The organism is Polaromonas sp. P3_B4 (genome assembly GCF_056402835.1).
This window is the reverse complement of the sequence record NZ_JBFUGQ010000002.1, coordinates 281,086-295,633: the sequence shown is the minus strand read 5'-3', so window position 1 is coordinate 295,633 and position 14,548 is coordinate 281,086. Positions and strand designations below refer to the sequence as shown.

Annotated in this window: 16 protein-coding genes; 10 read left to right on the top strand and 6 right to left on the bottom strand. The window is 65.6% G+C overall.

Annotation, left to right across the window (positions count from 1 at the left end; genetic code table 11):
- Nucleotides 1-123 precede the first annotated feature (123 nt).
- Genes AC1DVV_RS18250 through AC1DVV_RS18235 form a run of 4 tightly spaced genes read left to right on the top strand, consistent with a single transcriptional unit; the run spans nucleotide 124 to nucleotide 3,714 of the window.
- Nucleotides 124-789 carry a haloacid dehalogenase type II gene (locus AC1DVV_RS18250; RefSeq protein WP_477667416.1) on the top strand — a complete coding sequence of 222 codons (666 nt, stop codon included), beginning with the start codon at nucleotides 124-126 and terminating at the stop codon, nucleotides 787-789.
- On the top strand, nucleotides 786-1,832 hold the full coding sequence (locus AC1DVV_RS18245) for a phosphotransferase (RefSeq protein ID WP_477667417.1): 1,047 nt from the start codon (nucleotides 786-788) through the stop codon (nucleotides 1,830-1,832). Before AC1DVV_RS18250 ends, AC1DVV_RS18245 begins: the two co-directional genes overlap by 4 nt.
- Nucleotides 1,829-3,181: an aspartate aminotransferase family protein gene (locus AC1DVV_RS18240; RefSeq protein WP_477707229.1), complete on the top strand. Its 1,353-nt coding sequence runs from the start codon at nucleotides 1,829-1,831 to the stop codon at nucleotides 3,179-3,181. Before AC1DVV_RS18245 ends, AC1DVV_RS18240 begins: the two co-directional genes overlap by 4 nt.
- A 32-nt stretch (nucleotides 3,182-3,213) precedes the next feature.
- A complete protein-coding gene (locus AC1DVV_RS18235; protein WP_477667419.1) occupies nucleotides 3,214-3,714 on the top strand; it encodes an Lrp/AsnC family transcriptional regulator in 501 nt (166 codons plus the stop codon).
- Between the two features lie 22 nt (nucleotides 3,715-3,736).
- Here the strand turns inward: AC1DVV_RS18235 and AC1DVV_RS18230 are convergent, their stop codons facing one another.
- From AC1DVV_RS18230 to AC1DVV_RS18210, 5 genes are all read right to left on the bottom strand, one after another.
- Nucleotides 3,737-5,014 carry an NAD(P)/FAD-dependent oxidoreductase gene (locus AC1DVV_RS18230; RefSeq protein ID WP_457282501.1) on the bottom strand — a complete coding sequence of 426 codons (1,278 nt, stop codon included), beginning with the start codon at nucleotides 5,012-5,014 and terminating at the stop codon, nucleotides 3,737-3,739.
- 70 nt (nucleotides 5,015-5,084) lie between these two features.
- The gene (locus AC1DVV_RS18225; RefSeq protein ID WP_457306422.1) at nucleotides 5,085-5,441 is read right to left on the bottom strand and encodes a cupin domain-containing protein; all 357 of its coding nucleotides are present in this window, start codon (nucleotides 5,439-5,441) and stop codon (nucleotides 5,085-5,087) included.
- Nucleotides 5,442-5,458: 17 nt separating this feature from the next.
- Nucleotides 5,459-5,818, bottom strand: coding sequence for a cupin domain-containing protein (locus AC1DVV_RS18220; protein WP_457282499.1), 360 nt, complete (start codon nucleotides 5,816-5,818; stop codon nucleotides 5,459-5,461).
- A 61-nt stretch (nucleotides 5,819-5,879) separates the two neighbouring features.
- The gene (locus tag AC1DVV_RS18215) at nucleotides 5,880-6,548 is read right to left on the bottom strand and encodes a haloacid dehalogenase type II (protein ID WP_431095011.1); all 669 of its coding nucleotides are present in this window, start codon (nucleotides 6,546-6,548) and stop codon (nucleotides 5,880-5,882) included.
- A gap of 68 nt (nucleotides 6,549-6,616) precedes the next feature.
- Nucleotides 6,617-6,814, bottom strand: a complete 198-nt coding sequence (locus tag AC1DVV_RS18210) for a hypothetical protein (RefSeq protein ID WP_457282498.1) — start codon at nucleotides 6,812-6,814, stop codon at nucleotides 6,617-6,619.
- Here AC1DVV_RS18210 and AC1DVV_RS18205 point away from each other — a divergent pair.
- From AC1DVV_RS18205 to AC1DVV_RS18180, 6 genes are all read left to right on the top strand, one after another.
- Complete coding sequence (locus AC1DVV_RS18205) at nucleotides 6,813-7,712, top strand: GNAT family N-acetyltransferase (protein WP_457282497.1); 900 nt, start codon at nucleotides 6,813-6,815, stop codon at nucleotides 7,710-7,712. The two genes, AC1DVV_RS18210 and AC1DVV_RS18205, sit on opposite strands and share 2 nt — an antisense overlap.
- 150 nt (nucleotides 7,713-7,862) lie before the next feature.
- Nucleotides 7,863-8,789 carry a 2-hydroxyacid dehydrogenase gene (locus tag AC1DVV_RS18200; RefSeq protein WP_477667420.1) on the top strand — a complete coding sequence of 309 codons (927 nt, stop codon included), beginning with the start codon at nucleotides 7,863-7,865 and terminating at the stop codon, nucleotides 8,787-8,789.
- Between the two features lie 159 nt (nucleotides 8,790-8,948).
- Nucleotides 8,949-10,346 carry an aminotransferase class III-fold pyridoxal phosphate-dependent enzyme gene (locus tag AC1DVV_RS18195; RefSeq protein ID WP_477667421.1) on the top strand — a complete coding sequence of 466 codons (1,398 nt, stop codon included), beginning with the start codon at nucleotides 8,949-8,951 and terminating at the stop codon, nucleotides 10,344-10,346.
- A gap of 42 nt (nucleotides 10,347-10,388) precedes the next feature.
- Nucleotides 10,389-10,892: an Lrp/AsnC family transcriptional regulator gene (locus AC1DVV_RS18190; RefSeq protein WP_477667422.1), complete on the top strand. Its 504-nt coding sequence runs from the start codon at nucleotides 10,389-10,391 to the stop codon at nucleotides 10,890-10,892.
- 131 nt (nucleotides 10,893-11,023) lie between these two features.
- A complete protein-coding gene (locus tag AC1DVV_RS18185; protein WP_477667423.1) occupies nucleotides 11,024-11,395 on the top strand; it encodes a helix-turn-helix domain-containing protein in 372 nt (123 codons plus the stop codon).
- 8 nt (nucleotides 11,396-11,403) lie between these two features.
- Nucleotides 11,404-12,567: a M20 aminoacylase family protein gene (locus AC1DVV_RS18180; RefSeq protein WP_477701625.1), complete on the top strand. Its 1,164-nt coding sequence runs from the start codon at nucleotides 11,404-11,406 to the stop codon at nucleotides 12,565-12,567.
- A 69-nt stretch (nucleotides 12,568-12,636) separates the two neighbouring features.
- Here AC1DVV_RS18180 and glmS read toward each other — a convergent pair whose 3' ends face one another.
- Nucleotides 12,637-14,487 carry a glutamine--fructose-6-phosphate transaminase (isomerizing) gene (gene glmS, locus AC1DVV_RS18175; RefSeq protein WP_477667425.1) on the bottom strand — a complete coding sequence of 617 codons (1,851 nt, stop codon included), beginning with the start codon at nucleotides 14,485-14,487 and terminating at the stop codon, nucleotides 12,637-12,639.
- Between the last annotated feature and the right edge of the window lie 61 nt (nucleotides 14,488-14,548).

Genomic DNA, 14,548 nt, shown 5'->3' with positions numbered 1-14,548 from the left:
CAAGCAAAATTCCGGCAAGCCCCCGGATTGAAACGGATTCCACTTGCACCGCATGTGAATGCGGCATTTCGGAAGGCGGGGAATTCATAGACTTATATCCATCCCAACAGCGTGGATCCTTCTATGACATTCAAACCCAAATTCATCAGCTTCGACTGCTACGGCACGCTCATCAACTTCGAGATGGGCCCGACCGCCAAAAGCCTGTTCAAAGACCGCGTTCCGGCCGGCCGGATGCCGGCCTTCCTGGACAGCTTTCGCGCCTATCGACTCGACGAGGTCCTGGGCGAGTGGAAGCCCTTCTTCGAGGTTGTGGAGAATTCGATCCGCCGTGCCTGCAAGGCGCACGGCATAGCCTGCCAGCCATCGGATGCCATCGCGCTGTACGACGCCATTCCCGCCTGGCAACCGCACCCGAACGTCGTCGAGGTTCTGGAGGCGATCGCGCCGCACGTGCCGCTGGTGATCCTCTCGAACTCTATGGTCGACCTGATCCCGGCCAGCGTCGCCCACCTGAAGGCGAAGTTCCACGCGGTCTACACCGCCGAGGAAGCGCGCGCCTACAAACCGCGCTTCCAGGCCTTCGAGTACATGTTCGACCAGCTCGGATGCGCGCCCGACCAGATGATGCACGTCTCGTCGAGCTTTCGCTACGACCTGATGACGGCCTCCGACCTGGGCTTCATGGCCAAGGCCTTCATAGACCGCGGGCATGAACCGACTTCCGACGCCTACGGTGTCAGCCGTTTGACCGACGTCCGCCAGCTTCCCGGCCTGCTCGGCCTATGACGGCGCTGAGCACCACCGCGCCCGACCTCGCGCCGGCGGCAGTGGAGGCCCTGGTCCGCCGCCTCTACGGCATCGAGGGTTCCACCCGGCCATTGGCGGGCGAGCGCGACCAGAACTGCCTGGTAGAGGCGGCCGACGGCTCTCGCTACGTCCTGAAGATCAGCAACCCGTCGGAGTCCCCCGCGGTCGTCGACTTCCAGATCGCGGCGCTAGACCACATCGCCCGCATGTCACCGGACCAGCCGGTGCCGCGCGTCGTGCGAACACTCCAAGGACACACGCACGACACGGTCGCGCTAGCCGGGGGCGTCCAGACACGCGTGCGCATGCTGAGCTACCTGGACGGCATCCAGATTCGCGAGACCGTGCGCACCGCCGAACAGCGGTGCGCCATGGGCGCCGGGCTTGCCGGCTTGAACCGCGCGCTGCAAGGCTTCGCGCATCCGGGCGCGGCGCATGACCTGCTGTGGAACGTCGCCACGGCGCATCGCCTGGGCGAACAGCTGGGCAGCCTCGTGGACGGCAAGCAGCGCGCGCTGGCCCAGGCCTTCATGACGCGCTTCACCACGCACGTGCTGCCGCGCCTGTCATCGCTGCGGTCCCAGGTGATCCACAACGACTACCACCTCTACAACGTGCTGGTCGCACCCGACGACCCGGCGCGCATCGTGGGCATCATCGACTTCGGCGACATGGTGCACGCACCGCTGGTCGGCGAGGTGGCGACGGCCGCCGCCTTCCACATGGCCGGCAACCCCGACCCTTTCGAGGGACCGGCCCAGTTCGTGGCCGCCTATCACGCGGTGCTGCCGCTGACCGGCGCCGAACAGGAGGTCCTTGCCGATCTCCTGGCCACGCGACACCTCATCACGGCGTTGATTTCGGAATGGCGCGCCGCGCGTTATCCCGAGAACCGCGCCTACATCATGCGGCACAACCCCGCGGCATGGGAAGGTTTGTCCCAGATGGCCGATCTTTCCCGCGACACCGCACGCGACCGGCTGCTGGCCGGCGTACACGTACAAACAGGAGCCCATCAATGAAAAGCACCACCGACCTGAACATGGTCAATGCCTATATCCCCGGCCGCGCCGACGTGGACCCGGCCACCGCGCAAATGATCGCGCGCCGCGACGCCCTGCTCGGCCCGGCCTACCGCCTGATGTATGAGCGGCCGCTGCACATCGTGCGCGGCGAAGGTGCCTGGCTGATCGACCCCGAGGGACGCCGCTACCTCGACGCCTACAACAACGTCACCTCGCTCGGGCATTGCCACCCGGCGGTGACCGAGGCGATCTGCCGGCAGGTGCAGACGCTGGCGACCAACACGCGCTATCTGCACGACACGATCCTCGAACTGGCCGAACGCCTGCTCGCCAGCGTGCCGGGGACCGACCTGGCCCACCTGATGCTGACCTGCACGGGCAGCGAGGCCAACGACCTCGCCTATCGCATCGCCAAGGTCCGCACCGGCGGCACCGGCATGATCGTGACCGACACCGCCTACCACGGCATCACCGATGCGGTGGCCAAGTTCTCGCCCTCGCTGGGCGTGAGCGTCGATCTCGGCGTGCATGTGCGCCTGGTGCCGGCGCCGCGCCAGTACCACGCCGGGGGCGCCGACCTGTCCGATCGCTTCACACGCGACGTCGAGGCGGCCATCGCCGACCTGCGGCGCCACGGCATCCAGCCGGCCGCGCTGATTGTCGATTCACTGTTCACCAGCGACGGCATACTCCCCGGACCGCAAGGCTTCCTGAAGGGTGCAGTCGACGCGATCAAGCGGGCGGGCGGCCTCTTCATTGCCGACGAAGTGCAGCCCGGCTTCGGCCGGACCGGCGAACACCTTTGGGGTTTCCAGCGCCATGGCGTGGTGCCCGACATCGTCACCATGGGCAAACCGATGGGCAACGGCCAACCCATCGCGGGATTGCTGGCGACCGCCGACGTGCTGGCCGAATTCGGCAAGAGCTCGCGCTACTTCAACACCTTCGCGGGCAACACCGTTTCCTGCGCGGCGGCACTGGCGGTACTGGACACGATAGAGCGGGACGGTCTGGTGCAGCATGCCGCCAAGGTGGGCAAGATTCTTCACGACGGCATCGCCACCCTGGCAGCCCGCCACGAGGCTATCGGTGACGTGCGCGGTGCCGGCATGTTTGTCGGGGTCGAACTGGTCTCAGACCGGGCATCGCGCGCGCCGGACCGCGGCCTGACGAGTCAGGTGGTCAACCGGATGCGCGACAAGGGCGTGCTGATCAGCGCCTGCGCGATGGGGCACAACGTGCTCAAGATTCGCCCGCCGCTGGTGCTGTCGGCGGACCAGGCCGGCCTCGTCATCCAGGCGCTCGACGAATCCCTGGCCGAAGCGCGGGCGGCCGGTACTCACTAGCCGCATTCGGTATCCGGCGCTACCATCCGGCCATGACCCCAGCCACGTCCCTCGACCGCTTCGACCTCAAGATCCTCGCACACCTCGAGCGCGAGGGGCGCTGCTCGAACGTCGAGCTGGCCGACGCCGTCGGCCTCAGCCAGAGCCCGTGCCTGGTACGGACAAAACGACTGCAGGAAATCGGCGTGATTCGCGGTTATGGCGCCCACATCGCGCTGGAGAAGCTGGGCAATTGTGTGGTGGTTTTTTCCGAGGTGACGATCAGCAGCCATCGGCCTCCGGACTTCCGCAAGTTCGAGCAGGCCGTGGACCGGCACGACGAAATCGTCGAGTGGTACAACCTCAGCGGCGGTTACGACTACCTGTTGAAAATCGTAGCGCCGAACGTCGCCCATTTCCAGGCGTTGATGGAGAGCCTGCTGCAGGAAGATATCGGAATCGGAAAGTTCACGAGCCGGATTGTTTTGCGCCAGTCATCGGGCAAGCGGACGCACCCGCTCCATCTCATCGCGGCGCAGCTGGACCGGGCCTGAAGGCCACGATCCTCAACGGTCTTCAGGACAGCTTGTCCTTGAGGCGGTAGTAGGCGCCGACCAGCGGCAGGAACCAGGGAGGGCCGAAGTGGCCCGGGATGGCCGGCCAGGTGAAGTCTTTCCAGGGGTTCAGGTCGGTGCGCCCGTCCATGACCTCCGCCATGATGCTTCCCATCAGTGTCGACATCTGGGTGCCGTGGCCGCTGTAACCCATGGAGTAATAGATGCCGTTGCGCTCGCCAGCGCGTGGCAGCCGGTCACGGGTCATGTCGACCATGCCGCCCCAGCAATAGTCGATGCGCGCATCGCGGAGTTCGGGAAACACCTCGTGCAGTGCAGTGCGCAGGATGGCGCCGCTTTTTTCGTCCGAGGCCGGATCGGAGACGGCAAAGCGAGCGCGTCCCCCGAAGAGCAGCCGGTTATCGGGTGTAGTGCGGAAGTAGTTGACCAGGTTCTTGGTATCGACCGCCATCCTGCGTTTTGGCAGCAGCCGGTCCAGCGTCTCTTTCGGTAGGGATTCGGTGACGATCAGGAAGGCGCCGACCGGCACGATCCTGCGCCGGATCCATCCCAGCGGCCCGGTCTGCGAGGTTCCGCTCGCCAGGAAAACCTGCTTGGCATGGAGTCGGCCCGTTGGCGTTTCGACGATGTGGCCGCCGCCAGACGCAGGCCGCAGGGCCGTCATCGGCGAGTGCTCGTGGATTTCGGCGCCGCGCCGCGCCGCCGCTTCCGCCAGGCCGCGCACAAAGCGCCCCACATGCATGCCAGCACCCTTGCGGTAGACCAGCCCACCGTAGTAGCGGTCCGAACCGACTTCACCTGCCAGATCCGCGCGGCTCACCATATGCGTATCGGGATCCACCGTGGCGGCCAGCAACTCCTGGCTGCGCATCAGCTTGTCGTAGTGCTCGGGCTTGGCCGCCAGCTTGATCTTGCCGACGCGCGCGAAGCTGCAGTCGATGTTCTCTTCAACCACCAGGCGTTCGACCAAATCGACCCCGGCATCAAAAGCCCGGTAGAGCCGGTTGGCGACGTCCTTGCCGAGTTTGGCCGACATCATGCCGTAGTCCTGGGCGAAGCCGTTGTTGCACATGCCGCCGTTGCGGCCGGATGCCGCGTTGCCTATCGTGTCCGCTTCCAGCAGCAAGACACGCGCGCCCTTCCTGGCAAGCGCCAGCGCGGCCGAAGCACCGGTCAGGCCGCCACCGATCACCGCCACGTCGCAGCTGCCCTGCACCGGCCCCGGGGTGGCGCCCTTGAAGGGCTCCGATGTGTCCAGCCAATAGGATGTCAGTTTCATATCACCTCCGGGGTCATTGTTGTCTGCTTGAATAAGGACTGGTTCGCGAGCCCGAACATGGCTGACTCACTCATGCCGTGACCCAGACCTTGCGCACGGTTTCAAGCGTGCGCCAGGTGCCGGTGTAGCCGGGCTTCATGATGAAACAATCGCCGGCCCGGTAGGTCACCGGGGCCTGCCCGTCCTCGGTGATCTCCGCCACGCCGGAGAGGATCAGGCAGAACTCCCAGGTGTCGCCCTTGATGGAGCGGTTGACGCCCGGGGTCGATTCGAACACGCCGGCGCGGACCTTGCCGTCCTTGGCGCTGTCGACGTCCCAGCTGCGGCACACGATGTCGCCTTCGATGACACGATCGGCCGGCGGCCGGTATTCGCGCGGCTCGCCCAATTGGTCGAGCTTGAAGGTGACGAGGAGATTGTTGGGCATGGAAGTTTGGGCCGCGCTCATGCGCTGCCGTAGATGATCCAGATCTTGCGCGTGGTCTCGATGCAGCGCCACTTGCCGACGTAGTCCGGCTTCATGACAAAGTTGTCGCCGGCCTGGATGCGGATGGGTTCCTTGCCGTCTTCGATCAGCTCCGACACACCGGAGAGGATGTGGCAGTACTCCCAGACACCGCCCTTGATTGAGCGGATCGTGCCCGGCGTGATTTCCCACACGCCGGTGCGCAGCTTGCCGTCGGCCGTCTGTTCCACGTCCCAGTTCGCGAAGCGTGGATTGCCCTCGAGCAGGCGCTCGGGCAAGGGGCCGCTCTCGCGGCCGGGACCCAGGTTGTCGAGTTTGAAGAAAGTGAGGTTGCTCATGGGTATCGGGTACTTTGCGATTGAATGAAGACGGCAGGCTGAAAGTCAGGCGTGTGCCGGATTACAGGCCGACCAGCGCCGGCAGCCCGTTGATGTCGCGGATTTCCACATGGCTGTAGAACTCGCTCGGCTTGGGCTCGTGGCCGCGGTTGACGAACACCTTGTTCTTGATGCCCATGTCGTGGGCCGACATCAGGTCGTAGCGTGGGCTGGAGGACACGTGCAGGATGTCGTCCGGCGAGCAGCCCAGCTGGTCGAACATGTACTCGAAGGCCTGCAGGCGCGGCTTGTAGGCGCCGGCGTCCTGCGCGGTGTACACCTTGTGGAAGGGCGCTTCGAGCTTGCGGACGTTGGCGTCGATCTGCTCGTTCATGGCGTTGGACAGGATCACCAGCGGGATCTTGTTGCCCACGCGGGTGAGCGAAAACGGCACGTCGGTGTGCGGGCCCCAGGTGGGCACCGCGTCGTAGAACTTCTGGCCGTCCTCGTCGCGGTAAGCGACCCCGTGGCGCTTGCAGGTGCGCGCCCATGCCGACTTGAGCACCTGGTCGTAAGGCTTCCAGTCGCCCATGGCCTCATCCAGCCGCAGGGCGCTGAAGTCCTTGATGAACTGCTGCATGCGCTCGGGCGGAAGCTGGTCTCCCACAATGCCGTAGGCCACCTCGTGCATGCGAAAGTAGATGAGCGTGCCGTAGCAATCGAAGGAGATGTACTTGGGTCGGAAAATCATGGTTGGCCTCGTGGATGGTGGGATGGAGAAGTAATTCAGGCGGTGCGGTGGTTCGGATAGGAGCAATCCTAGGCAGCATCCGCCGCAGTTGTTGCGGTTCTGCGCGGCGCGAACGCAGCATTCCTTCGCAGTACCGCGGCCTCCAGGCGCTTTGTGCCGTTCTTCCAGCGGCCGCGGCCGGCGCCAAGATCGTACAAGCCGCCGGCCCTTGCGCCGAGCATCATCTTCCCCAAACCGCCCTTGACGTTTTTGAAGGAAAGCCCCATGCCCGACCACGTTTCCATTCCACAGGCCGCGCTTGCGGCAGTGGGCCGTCCATTGCCCGACGGCGTAACGCTTCGCCGGCTGAAGGAGGACGACCTGGAGGCGGCGCAGGGGCTGTCACGCGAGTTCGGGTGGCCGCATCGCCTGGAAGACTGGCGCTTCAGCCTGGCGCATGGAGAGGGCGTGGCGGCGCTGCGCGACGGTGAACTGATAGGTACCGCGCTGCATTGGCCCTGGGGCAAACAGCACGCGACGGTAGGCCACGTGATGGTGTCGCCGCGCATGCAGGGCCAGCGTGTGGGCCAGCATCTCATGCATGCGGTGATGTCGGGCCTGCAAGACCGCACGGTGCTGCTGCACGCCACGGCCGAAGGTCGCGGCCTGTATGAACGCATGGGCTTCGAGATCACAGGCGAGGTCCGGCAGCACCAGGGTTCGGCCGCGCCGGCGCAACTGGTGGCCCTTGCGCCCGGCGAGCGGCTGCGCCCGCTGGGCCGCAACGACGCAAAGACACTCGTTGCCCTGGATGCCATTGCCGCCGGCATGCCGCGCGATGCGATGCTGCGCCAGCTGCTGGGCGACGGCGAGACGGTGGTGCTGGCACGCGGCGGTGAAGCCGTGGGTTTTTCCGTCGTGCGGCGCTTCGGGCGCGGCCATGCCATCGGTCCTGTCGTGGCACCCGACCTCACCAGCGCGCAGGCGCTCATCGGCCACTGGTGCAGCCGCTTTGCCGGCAAGTTCCTGCGCATCGACGTGGACGCCGCCAGCGGCCTGCCCGAATGGCTTGAAGCGCAGGGCCTGCCCCGGGTAGACACGGTCACAACCATGGTGCGCAACGGCCCGCTGGCACGAGGCCCGGCCGTCGGCGGCTGGGCGCTGGTTACCCAAGCTATGGGCTGATGGGCCACCCCCGTTCAGGCTCACTTCGTGTAGCCTGCTCCCCCCTCAGGGGGCTCACTCTGCGGCCCGGCGAAGCCGGTTCCGCGCGTGCACTTGCACAGACAGTGGCTATAACGTATCGCGGGCCGTTGCGGCTTCTGGAGAACTGAGATGACTTTCCTTTATAAAGGGCCGGCGCAGCGCGGGGCCGTGTGGGCTGAGCAGTTCGCGCGCAGGATGCCGCAGTTGCCGTTCCAGACCTGGCCCGAGATCGGGGACCCGGCGCAAGTGCGCTTTCTTGCGGCCTGGGAGCCGCCGCCGCGCATCGCCGAAGCCTTACCCAACCTGGAGGTGTTGTTCTCGGTGGGGGCCGGCGTGGACCAGTTTGATTTCGCGTCGCTGCCACCCGGGCTTACCGTGGTCAGGATGGTGGAGCCGGGACTGACGGCCTGCATGTGTGAATACGTCAGCTGGGCCGTGTTGTCGCTGCATCGGGAGATGCCGATGTACCTGCGGCAGCAAAGCCTGGGCCAATGGAAGGAGCACCCTGTGCGGCCCGCCTCCACACGGCGCGTAGGCGTGATGGGCATGGGCATGCTGGGGCGCGCGGCGCTTGTGCAGCTGCGGCTGCTCGGCTTTGACTGCACGGGCTGGAACCGCTCGCGGCGCGACGAGCCGGGCGTGCGCTGCTATAGCGGTGAAGCGGAGCTGGACGAATTCCTGGCCCGCGCCGACATCCTGGTATGCATGCTGCCGCTCACCCCCGAAACACGCGGCATTTTCGGCCGGCGCGTGTTTGACGCGCTGCCGGAAGGCGCCTGCGTGGTCAACGCGGCGCGCGGCGGCCATCTGGTGGAAGCGGACCTGCTCGCCGCGCTGGAAAGCGGGCGGCTCTCGGCCGCGGTTTTGGATGTCTGCGAGCCGGAGCCGCCCGCGCAGGGACACCCGTTCTGGAGCCATCCGCGTATCTGGCTGACACCCCACATCGCGAGCGCCACCCAGGCTGGAACCGCGGGCGAAGCGCTGCTGGACAACCTGCGGCGATATGAGGCCGGCCTGCCGCTTGAAGGCGTGGTGGACCGCTCGCGCGGGTACTGAGCCCGCCATCCCAGGCCTGGCCGAGGCCGCGAATCACGCGAATCACCCAGCCTGACCGCAGAATCTTCTACCGTACGCGTACGAACAACAGCATGGTCGTGCGCGCGCAAGGGGGGAAGCCGCAGCACCCGCTGCGCACTCGCGCCTAAGCTTGTAACCATGATGTCCACCAAAACCCTTTCCCTCGATTCGCTTGTGGCGCTTGACCGCGCGCACCTGATCCACCCTGTGGCCAACTGGCGCGGCCATGAGCGGCGCGGCGCCACGGTGTTGCGCTCCGGCAAGGGCGCCTGGCTGCGCGACGCCGACGGCCGCGAACTGCTGGATGCTTTCGCCGGCCTGTGGTGCGTCAATATCGGCTACGGCCACGAAAGCGTCGTGGAAGCCGCCGCGCACCAGATGCGCGAGCTGCCCTACGCCACGGGTTATTTCAGCTACGCCAGCGAACCGGCCATCCGCCTGGCCGCCAAGCTTGTGGAGATTTCTCCGCCCGGGCTGGAGCACGTGTACCTGACGCTGGGCGGCTCCGAGGCGGTTGATGCGGCCGTGCGCCTCATCGTGCAGTACTACAACGCCACGGGCCGGCCGAGCAAGAAGCATTTCATCGCGCTGCAGCGCGGCTACCACGGCTCTTCTTCCACCGGCGCCGGCCTGACGGCCCTGCCCGCCTTCCACCGCGGCTTCGACCTGCCGCGCCCCGACCAACACTACATTCCCTCGCCTTATCCCTACCGCAGCCCCGTGGGCGGCGATGCGCAAGCGGTGATCGCGGCTTCTGTGGCCGCGCTGCGCGAGAAGGTCAACGCGCTGGGCGCGGAGAACGTCGCAGCCTTCTTCTGCGAACCAATCCAGGGCTCGGGCGGCGTGATCGTGCCGCCCGCGGGCTGGCTCAAGGCCATGCACCAGGCCTGCCATGAGCTGGACATCCTGTTCGTGACCGACGAGGTGATCACCGGCTTCGGCCGCACCGGCCCGATGTTCGCCTGCGACGCCGAGGGCGTGTCGCCGGACCTGATGACGGTCGCCAAGGGGCTGACCTCAGGCTATGCGCCCATGGGTGCGCTGCTGATGTCCAAACGTGTGTACGCCGGCATTGCCGACGGCACGCCGGCCGGCGCCCTGGTGGGCCATGGCGCGACCTACTCGGCGCACCCGGTGAGCGCCGCCGTGGCGCTGGAAGTGATACGGCTTTACGAAGAGGGCGGCATCCTCGCCAACGGCCAGCGCGTCGCGCCCCACTTCGAGGCGGGATTGCGCTCCATGCTGCGCCATCCGCTGGTGGGCGACGCGCGTTCACGCGGGCTGCTGGGCGCGCTGGAACTGGTGAGCGACAAATACACCAAAGCCAGCTTCGACCCCGCGCTGCAGCTGCCCGACCGCATCGCCAAAGCGGCCTACGAGAACGGCCTCATCTTCCGCGCTTTCGGTGACGGTATCCTGGGCTTCGCGCCGGCTTTGTGCTTCACACCCTCGGAGTTCGAGCAGATGTTCGAGCGGCTGAACCGCACGCTGGACAGCGTGCTCGACCAGCCCGACGTGCGGCGTGCGCTGGCTTGACCTGATTGACTTGGGCTTGGAACTTGCTTAAAAGGATTAACGATGAACACCTCCACCGGCAATCCCAAGCTAGACCGCCTCGACCTGCGAATCCTGTGCCATCTGCAAAAAAACGGGCGTGCCTCTAACGTCGAGATCGCCGATGCCGTCGGCCTGTCCCCCAGCCCCTGCCTGGTGCGTGTGAAGCGGCTGGAACAAGCCGGCTATATCGGTGGCTACGGCGCGCAGATCCGCCTGGAGAAGCTGGGTGACACGCTGCTGGTGTTCACGGAGGTTACGCTGCAGGACCACAAGCGCGAGGACTTCGTCAAGTTCGAGATGAGCATCCGGCCGATCGACGAGATCGTCGAGTGCCACCTGGTCAGCGGCGGCTACGATTACCTGCTGAAGTTCGTCACACGCGGCGTGAACCACTACCAGGAGATCGTCGAAGGCTTGCTGGAGGCCAACATCGGTATCGAAAAATACTTCAGCTACATCGTGATCAAGACGCCCTTCGTCAAGAACTACTACCCGATCGAGCAGCTGATGCAATCCCACGTTTAAGCGGCGCTTAGAACGTGTTCACGGTCTAAGGGCCGCAGCTTTTGCTGCAGCCCGACCCGATTCAACATTTGCTGCTGCCCCGGCGCCCGTATGCGGTGCCATCTCCGGCGGGGCTGGCCTACGCTAACAGCATGAACCCTCCTCCCCGCATTCCGGCGCCTGCCCGCTCGGCCGCAGCGATCCAGCGTGTGCAGCGGCACATCAACGAGAACCTCAATCAGGCGCTGTCGTTGTCGGAACTGGCCGATCTCGCCGGGCTCAGCATCTGGCGTTTCGCCACCGTGTTTCGCCAGCAGGTGGGGGTTTCGCCGCATCGCTACATCTGCCGGCTCCGCCTGGCACGCGCCCAAGCCCTGATCCGGCAGGGGATGCCGGTCGCCAGTGCGGCCAGCGAGGCGGGCTTTTATGACCAAAGCCATCTCTCGCGGCATTTCAAGAACGTGTTCGGCATGACACCGGGGCAGTACCTGACGACCGCCGGCCAGCCGCGAACGGCATGCTGAGCCCCACCATGACGCAGGAAATCGCGGACCTGGTGCCCGACCTGGTCTTGCTGCGGCGCGACCTGCATGCGCACCCCGAGCTTGCCTTCAAGGAACACCGCACGGCCGGCATCGTCGCCAAGGCCTTGCTCGACCTGGGGCTGGAGGTGCATGAAGGTATCGGCGGCACGGGTGTCGTCGGTGTGCTCCGCTCCGGCAGCGGACAGCGCAGCGTGGGACTGCGTGCCGACATGGACGCGCTGCCCATTCTTGAACAAGGCGAACGGCCCTACGTCAGCCGGTTCCCCGGCGTGCACCACGGCTGCGGGCACGACGGGCACACCGCCATGCTGCTGGGCGCGGCACGCCAGCTGGCTCGCACGCGCCGCTTCGACGGCACCGTCAACTTCATCTTCCAGCCCGCCGAAGAAGGCCGGGGCGGCGCACGCGTGATGGTCCAGGAAGGGCTTTTTGAGCGCTTCCCCTGCGACACGGTCTACGCCCTGCACAACTGGCCGGAGCTGCCCGCCGGCACCGCCCAGACGCGGCAGGGCGCCATCATGGCGGCGGCGGATCGCTTTGACATCGTGGTACGGGGCCGGGGCGGCCACGCGGCCCAGCCGCATCGCACGCCCGACGCGGTGCTTGCCGCGAGCGAGCTGGTCAGCCAGCTGCACACCATCACGTCGCGCCGCATTCCGCCCACCGAGAATGCGGTGCTCTCGGTCACGCGCATCAGCGGCGGCCAGTCGCACAACGTGCTGCCCTCCGCGGTCGAGCTGACGGGTACGGTGCGCAGCTTCGACGCCGGCGTCCAGGACACCATCGAAGCGGCCATCCGGCAGATCGCGCAGGGCGTGGCCCAGGCCACGGGCACCACGATCGAAGTGGAGTACGTGCGCTACTACCCGGCCACCATCAACACGCCGCAAGAGGCATCGCTGGCCCTGCGCGCCGCAGAAGCCGCGGGCCTGCGGGCTTCGGTGGCGCCCTCGGCGGCGTTCACGTCAGAGGATTTCGCATTCATGCTGAAAGCCAGGCCCGGCGCCTACCTGTGGCTGGGCCAGGGCGCCGGCCCAGGGCGCGAAGACACCCCCTCATTGCACCATCCCAGCTACGACTTCAACGACGAGGTATTGCCATTGGGCGTCAGCTGGTTTGTTCAGGTGGCGAGCCTCGTGCTCGCAGGCTGACTCGGTGTTGAGTTGCGTTGCTACTTGACCCAATGTAATGGCGATTAGCGCTCACAAGCACTGTGACTGTCATTCGACGGTCACGCTCTTTGCAAGATTTCGAGGTTTATCAACATCCGTCCCGCGCGCCACAGCCGTGTGATACGCCAGCAGCTGCAGCGGCACCACGTGCAGCAGTGGGCTCAACGCGCCGTAGTGTTCGGGCATGCGGATGACGTGCAGGCCTTCGCCGCTCTCGATGTGGCTGTCTGCGTCTGCCAATACATAGAGAACGCCGCCGCGGGCGCGGACTTCCTGCATGTTGCTTTTGAGTTTTTCGAGCAGCGTGTCGTTGGGCGCGACGCAGACGACTGGCATTTCGCTGGTGACCAACGCCAGGGGGCCGTGTTTGAGTTCACCTGCGGGGTAGGCCTCGGCGTGGATGTAGCTGATTTCCTTGAGCTTGAGTGCGCCTTCAAGTGCGATGGGGTAATGCAGCCCGCGGCCGAGGAAGAGCGCGTTTTCCATCTTGGCGAAGTCTTCGGCCCAGCTGATGACTTGCGGCTCCAGCGCCAGCACGGCCTGCAGGGCGGCGGGCAGGTGGCGCATGGCTTTGAGGTGGCCGGCCTCTTCTTCGTCGCTGAGCTTGCCTTTGCTTTGGGCCAGGGCCAGCGTGAGCAGGAAGAGACCTGCCAGTTGCGTGGTGAAGGCCTTGGTGGAAGCCACTCCAATTTCCACACCCGCACGGGTGATGTAGGCGAGCTTGCACTCGCGCACCATGGCGGACGTTGACACATTGCAGATGGTGAGGGTTTGCGTCATGCCCAGGCTTTGCGCGTGGCGCAGTGCGGCCAGCGTGTCGGCTGTTTCGCCGCTCTGGGTGATGGTGACGACGAGTGATTTCGGGTTGGGTACCGATGTGCGGTAGCGGTATTCGCTGGCCACTTCGACTTGTGTGGGGATGCCGGCTATCGACTCGAGCCAGTACTTGGCCGCACAGCCGCTGTAGTAGCTGGTGCCGCACGCCAGGATGAGCACCGAGTCGATGTCCTTGAACACGCGGTAAGCCTCGTCGCCGAACAGCTCAGGCACGATGCCTTCCACACCTTCGAGCGTGTCGGCAATGGCGCGCGGCTGCTCAAAAATTTCTTTTTGCATGTAGTGGCGATACGGGCCCAGCTCTGCGGCACCGCTGTGGGCGTGCACGGTTTTGACTTCGCGCTGGACCGCCTTGCCTTCTTTGTTGAGCACCCAGTATTTGCCGAGCTGGATGTCGACCATGTCGCCTTCTTCGAGGTAGACGATCTGGTCCGTCACGCCGGCCAGGGCCATGGCGTCGCTGGCCAGGAAGTTTTCGGTCTTGTCCTTGCCCACGCCCAGGATCAGCGGCGAGCCGGCGCGCGCGCCGACGACGCGGTGCGGCTCGTCCTTGCAGAAGGCCGCAATCGCATACGCGCCGTGCAGTTGCGCGACGGTGGCCTTGAGGGCTTCGAACAAATCGCCGTCGTACAGGCTGTCCATCAAATGCACGATGACTTCGGTGTCGGTCTGGCTGTCGAAGACATAGCCCTTGGCCTTGAGGCCGGTGCGCAGCTCTTCGTAGTTTTCGATGATGCCGTTGTGCACCAACGCGACCTTGCCTGCGCGCGCCGTGGCGCCCGCGCCGCTGCCGTGGCTGAAATGGGGGTGGGCGTTGTGCACTGCGGGCGCGCCGTGGGTGGCCCAGCGGGTGTGCGCAATGCCGGTGCCACCTTCGAGTTTGTCAGCGCTCACCTGCTCCTGCAGTTCGGCCACACGCGAGGTGCTGCGAGCGCGCTTCAGGCCGCCGGCGTACACGGCGACGCCGCAGGAGTCATAACCGCGGTATTCGAGGCGCTGCAAACCCTGCACCAGGATGGGAACGATATTTCGGGTCGAAACGGAAGCAACAATGCCGCACATGAAGGTCTCCTGAAGATCAATGCGGTGATGCTACGTACTTACAGTTTTCCAATGTGATCTA

Bases quoted from the DNA above. Each gene is read 5' to 3' on its own strand.
- AC1DVV_RS18250 (WP_477667416.1), top strand. From the start codon at position 124: ATGACATTCAAACCCAAATTCATCAGCTTCGACTGCTACGGCACGCTC.
- AC1DVV_RS18245 (WP_477667417.1), top strand. From the start codon at position 786: ATGACGGCGCTGAGCACCACCGCGCCCGACCTCGCGCCGGCGGCAGTG.
- AC1DVV_RS18240 (WP_477707229.1), top strand. From the start codon at position 1,829: ATGAAAAGCACCACCGACCTGAACATGGTCAATGCCTATATCCCCGGC.
- AC1DVV_RS18235 (WP_477667419.1), top strand. From the start codon at position 3,214: ATGACCCCAGCCACGTCCCTCGACCGCTTCGACCTCAAGATCCTCGCA.
- AC1DVV_RS18230 (WP_457282501.1), bottom strand. From the start codon at position 5,014: ATGAAACTGACATCCTATTGGCTGGACACATCGGAGCCCTTCAAGGGC.
- AC1DVV_RS18225 (WP_457306422.1), bottom strand. From the start codon at position 5,441: ATGCCCAACAATCTCCTCGTCACCTTCAAGCTCGACCAATTGGGCGAG.
- AC1DVV_RS18220 (WP_457282499.1), bottom strand. From the start codon at position 5,818: ATGAGCAACCTCACTTTCTTCAAACTCGACAACCTGGGTCCCGGCCGC.
- AC1DVV_RS18215 (WP_431095011.1), bottom strand. From the start codon at position 6,548: ATGATTTTCCGACCCAAGTACATCTCCTTCGATTGCTACGGCACGCTC.
- AC1DVV_RS18205 (WP_457282497.1), top strand. From the start codon at position 6,813: ATGCCCGACCACGTTTCCATTCCACAGGCCGCGCTTGCGGCAGTGGGC.
- AC1DVV_RS18210 (WP_457282498.1), bottom strand. From the start codon at position 6,814: ATGGGGCTTTCCTTCAAAAACGTCAAGGGCGGTTTGGGGAAGATGATG.
- AC1DVV_RS18200 (WP_477667420.1), top strand. From the start codon at position 7,863: ATGACTTTCCTTTATAAAGGGCCGGCGCAGCGCGGGGCCGTGTGGGCT.
- AC1DVV_RS18195 (WP_477667421.1), top strand. From the start codon at position 8,949: ATGATGTCCACCAAAACCCTTTCCCTCGATTCGCTTGTGGCGCTTGAC.
- AC1DVV_RS18190 (WP_477667422.1), top strand. From the start codon at position 10,389: ATGAACACCTCCACCGGCAATCCCAAGCTAGACCGCCTCGACCTGCGA.
- AC1DVV_RS18185 (WP_477667423.1), top strand. From the start codon at position 11,024: ATGAACCCTCCTCCCCGCATTCCGGCGCCTGCCCGCTCGGCCGCAGCG.
- AC1DVV_RS18180 (WP_477701625.1), top strand. From the start codon at position 11,404: ATGACGCAGGAAATCGCGGACCTGGTGCCCGACCTGGTCTTGCTGCGG.
- glmS (WP_477667425.1), bottom strand. From the start codon at position 14,487: ATGTGCGGCATTGTTGCTTCCGTTTCGACCCGAAATATCGTTCCCATC.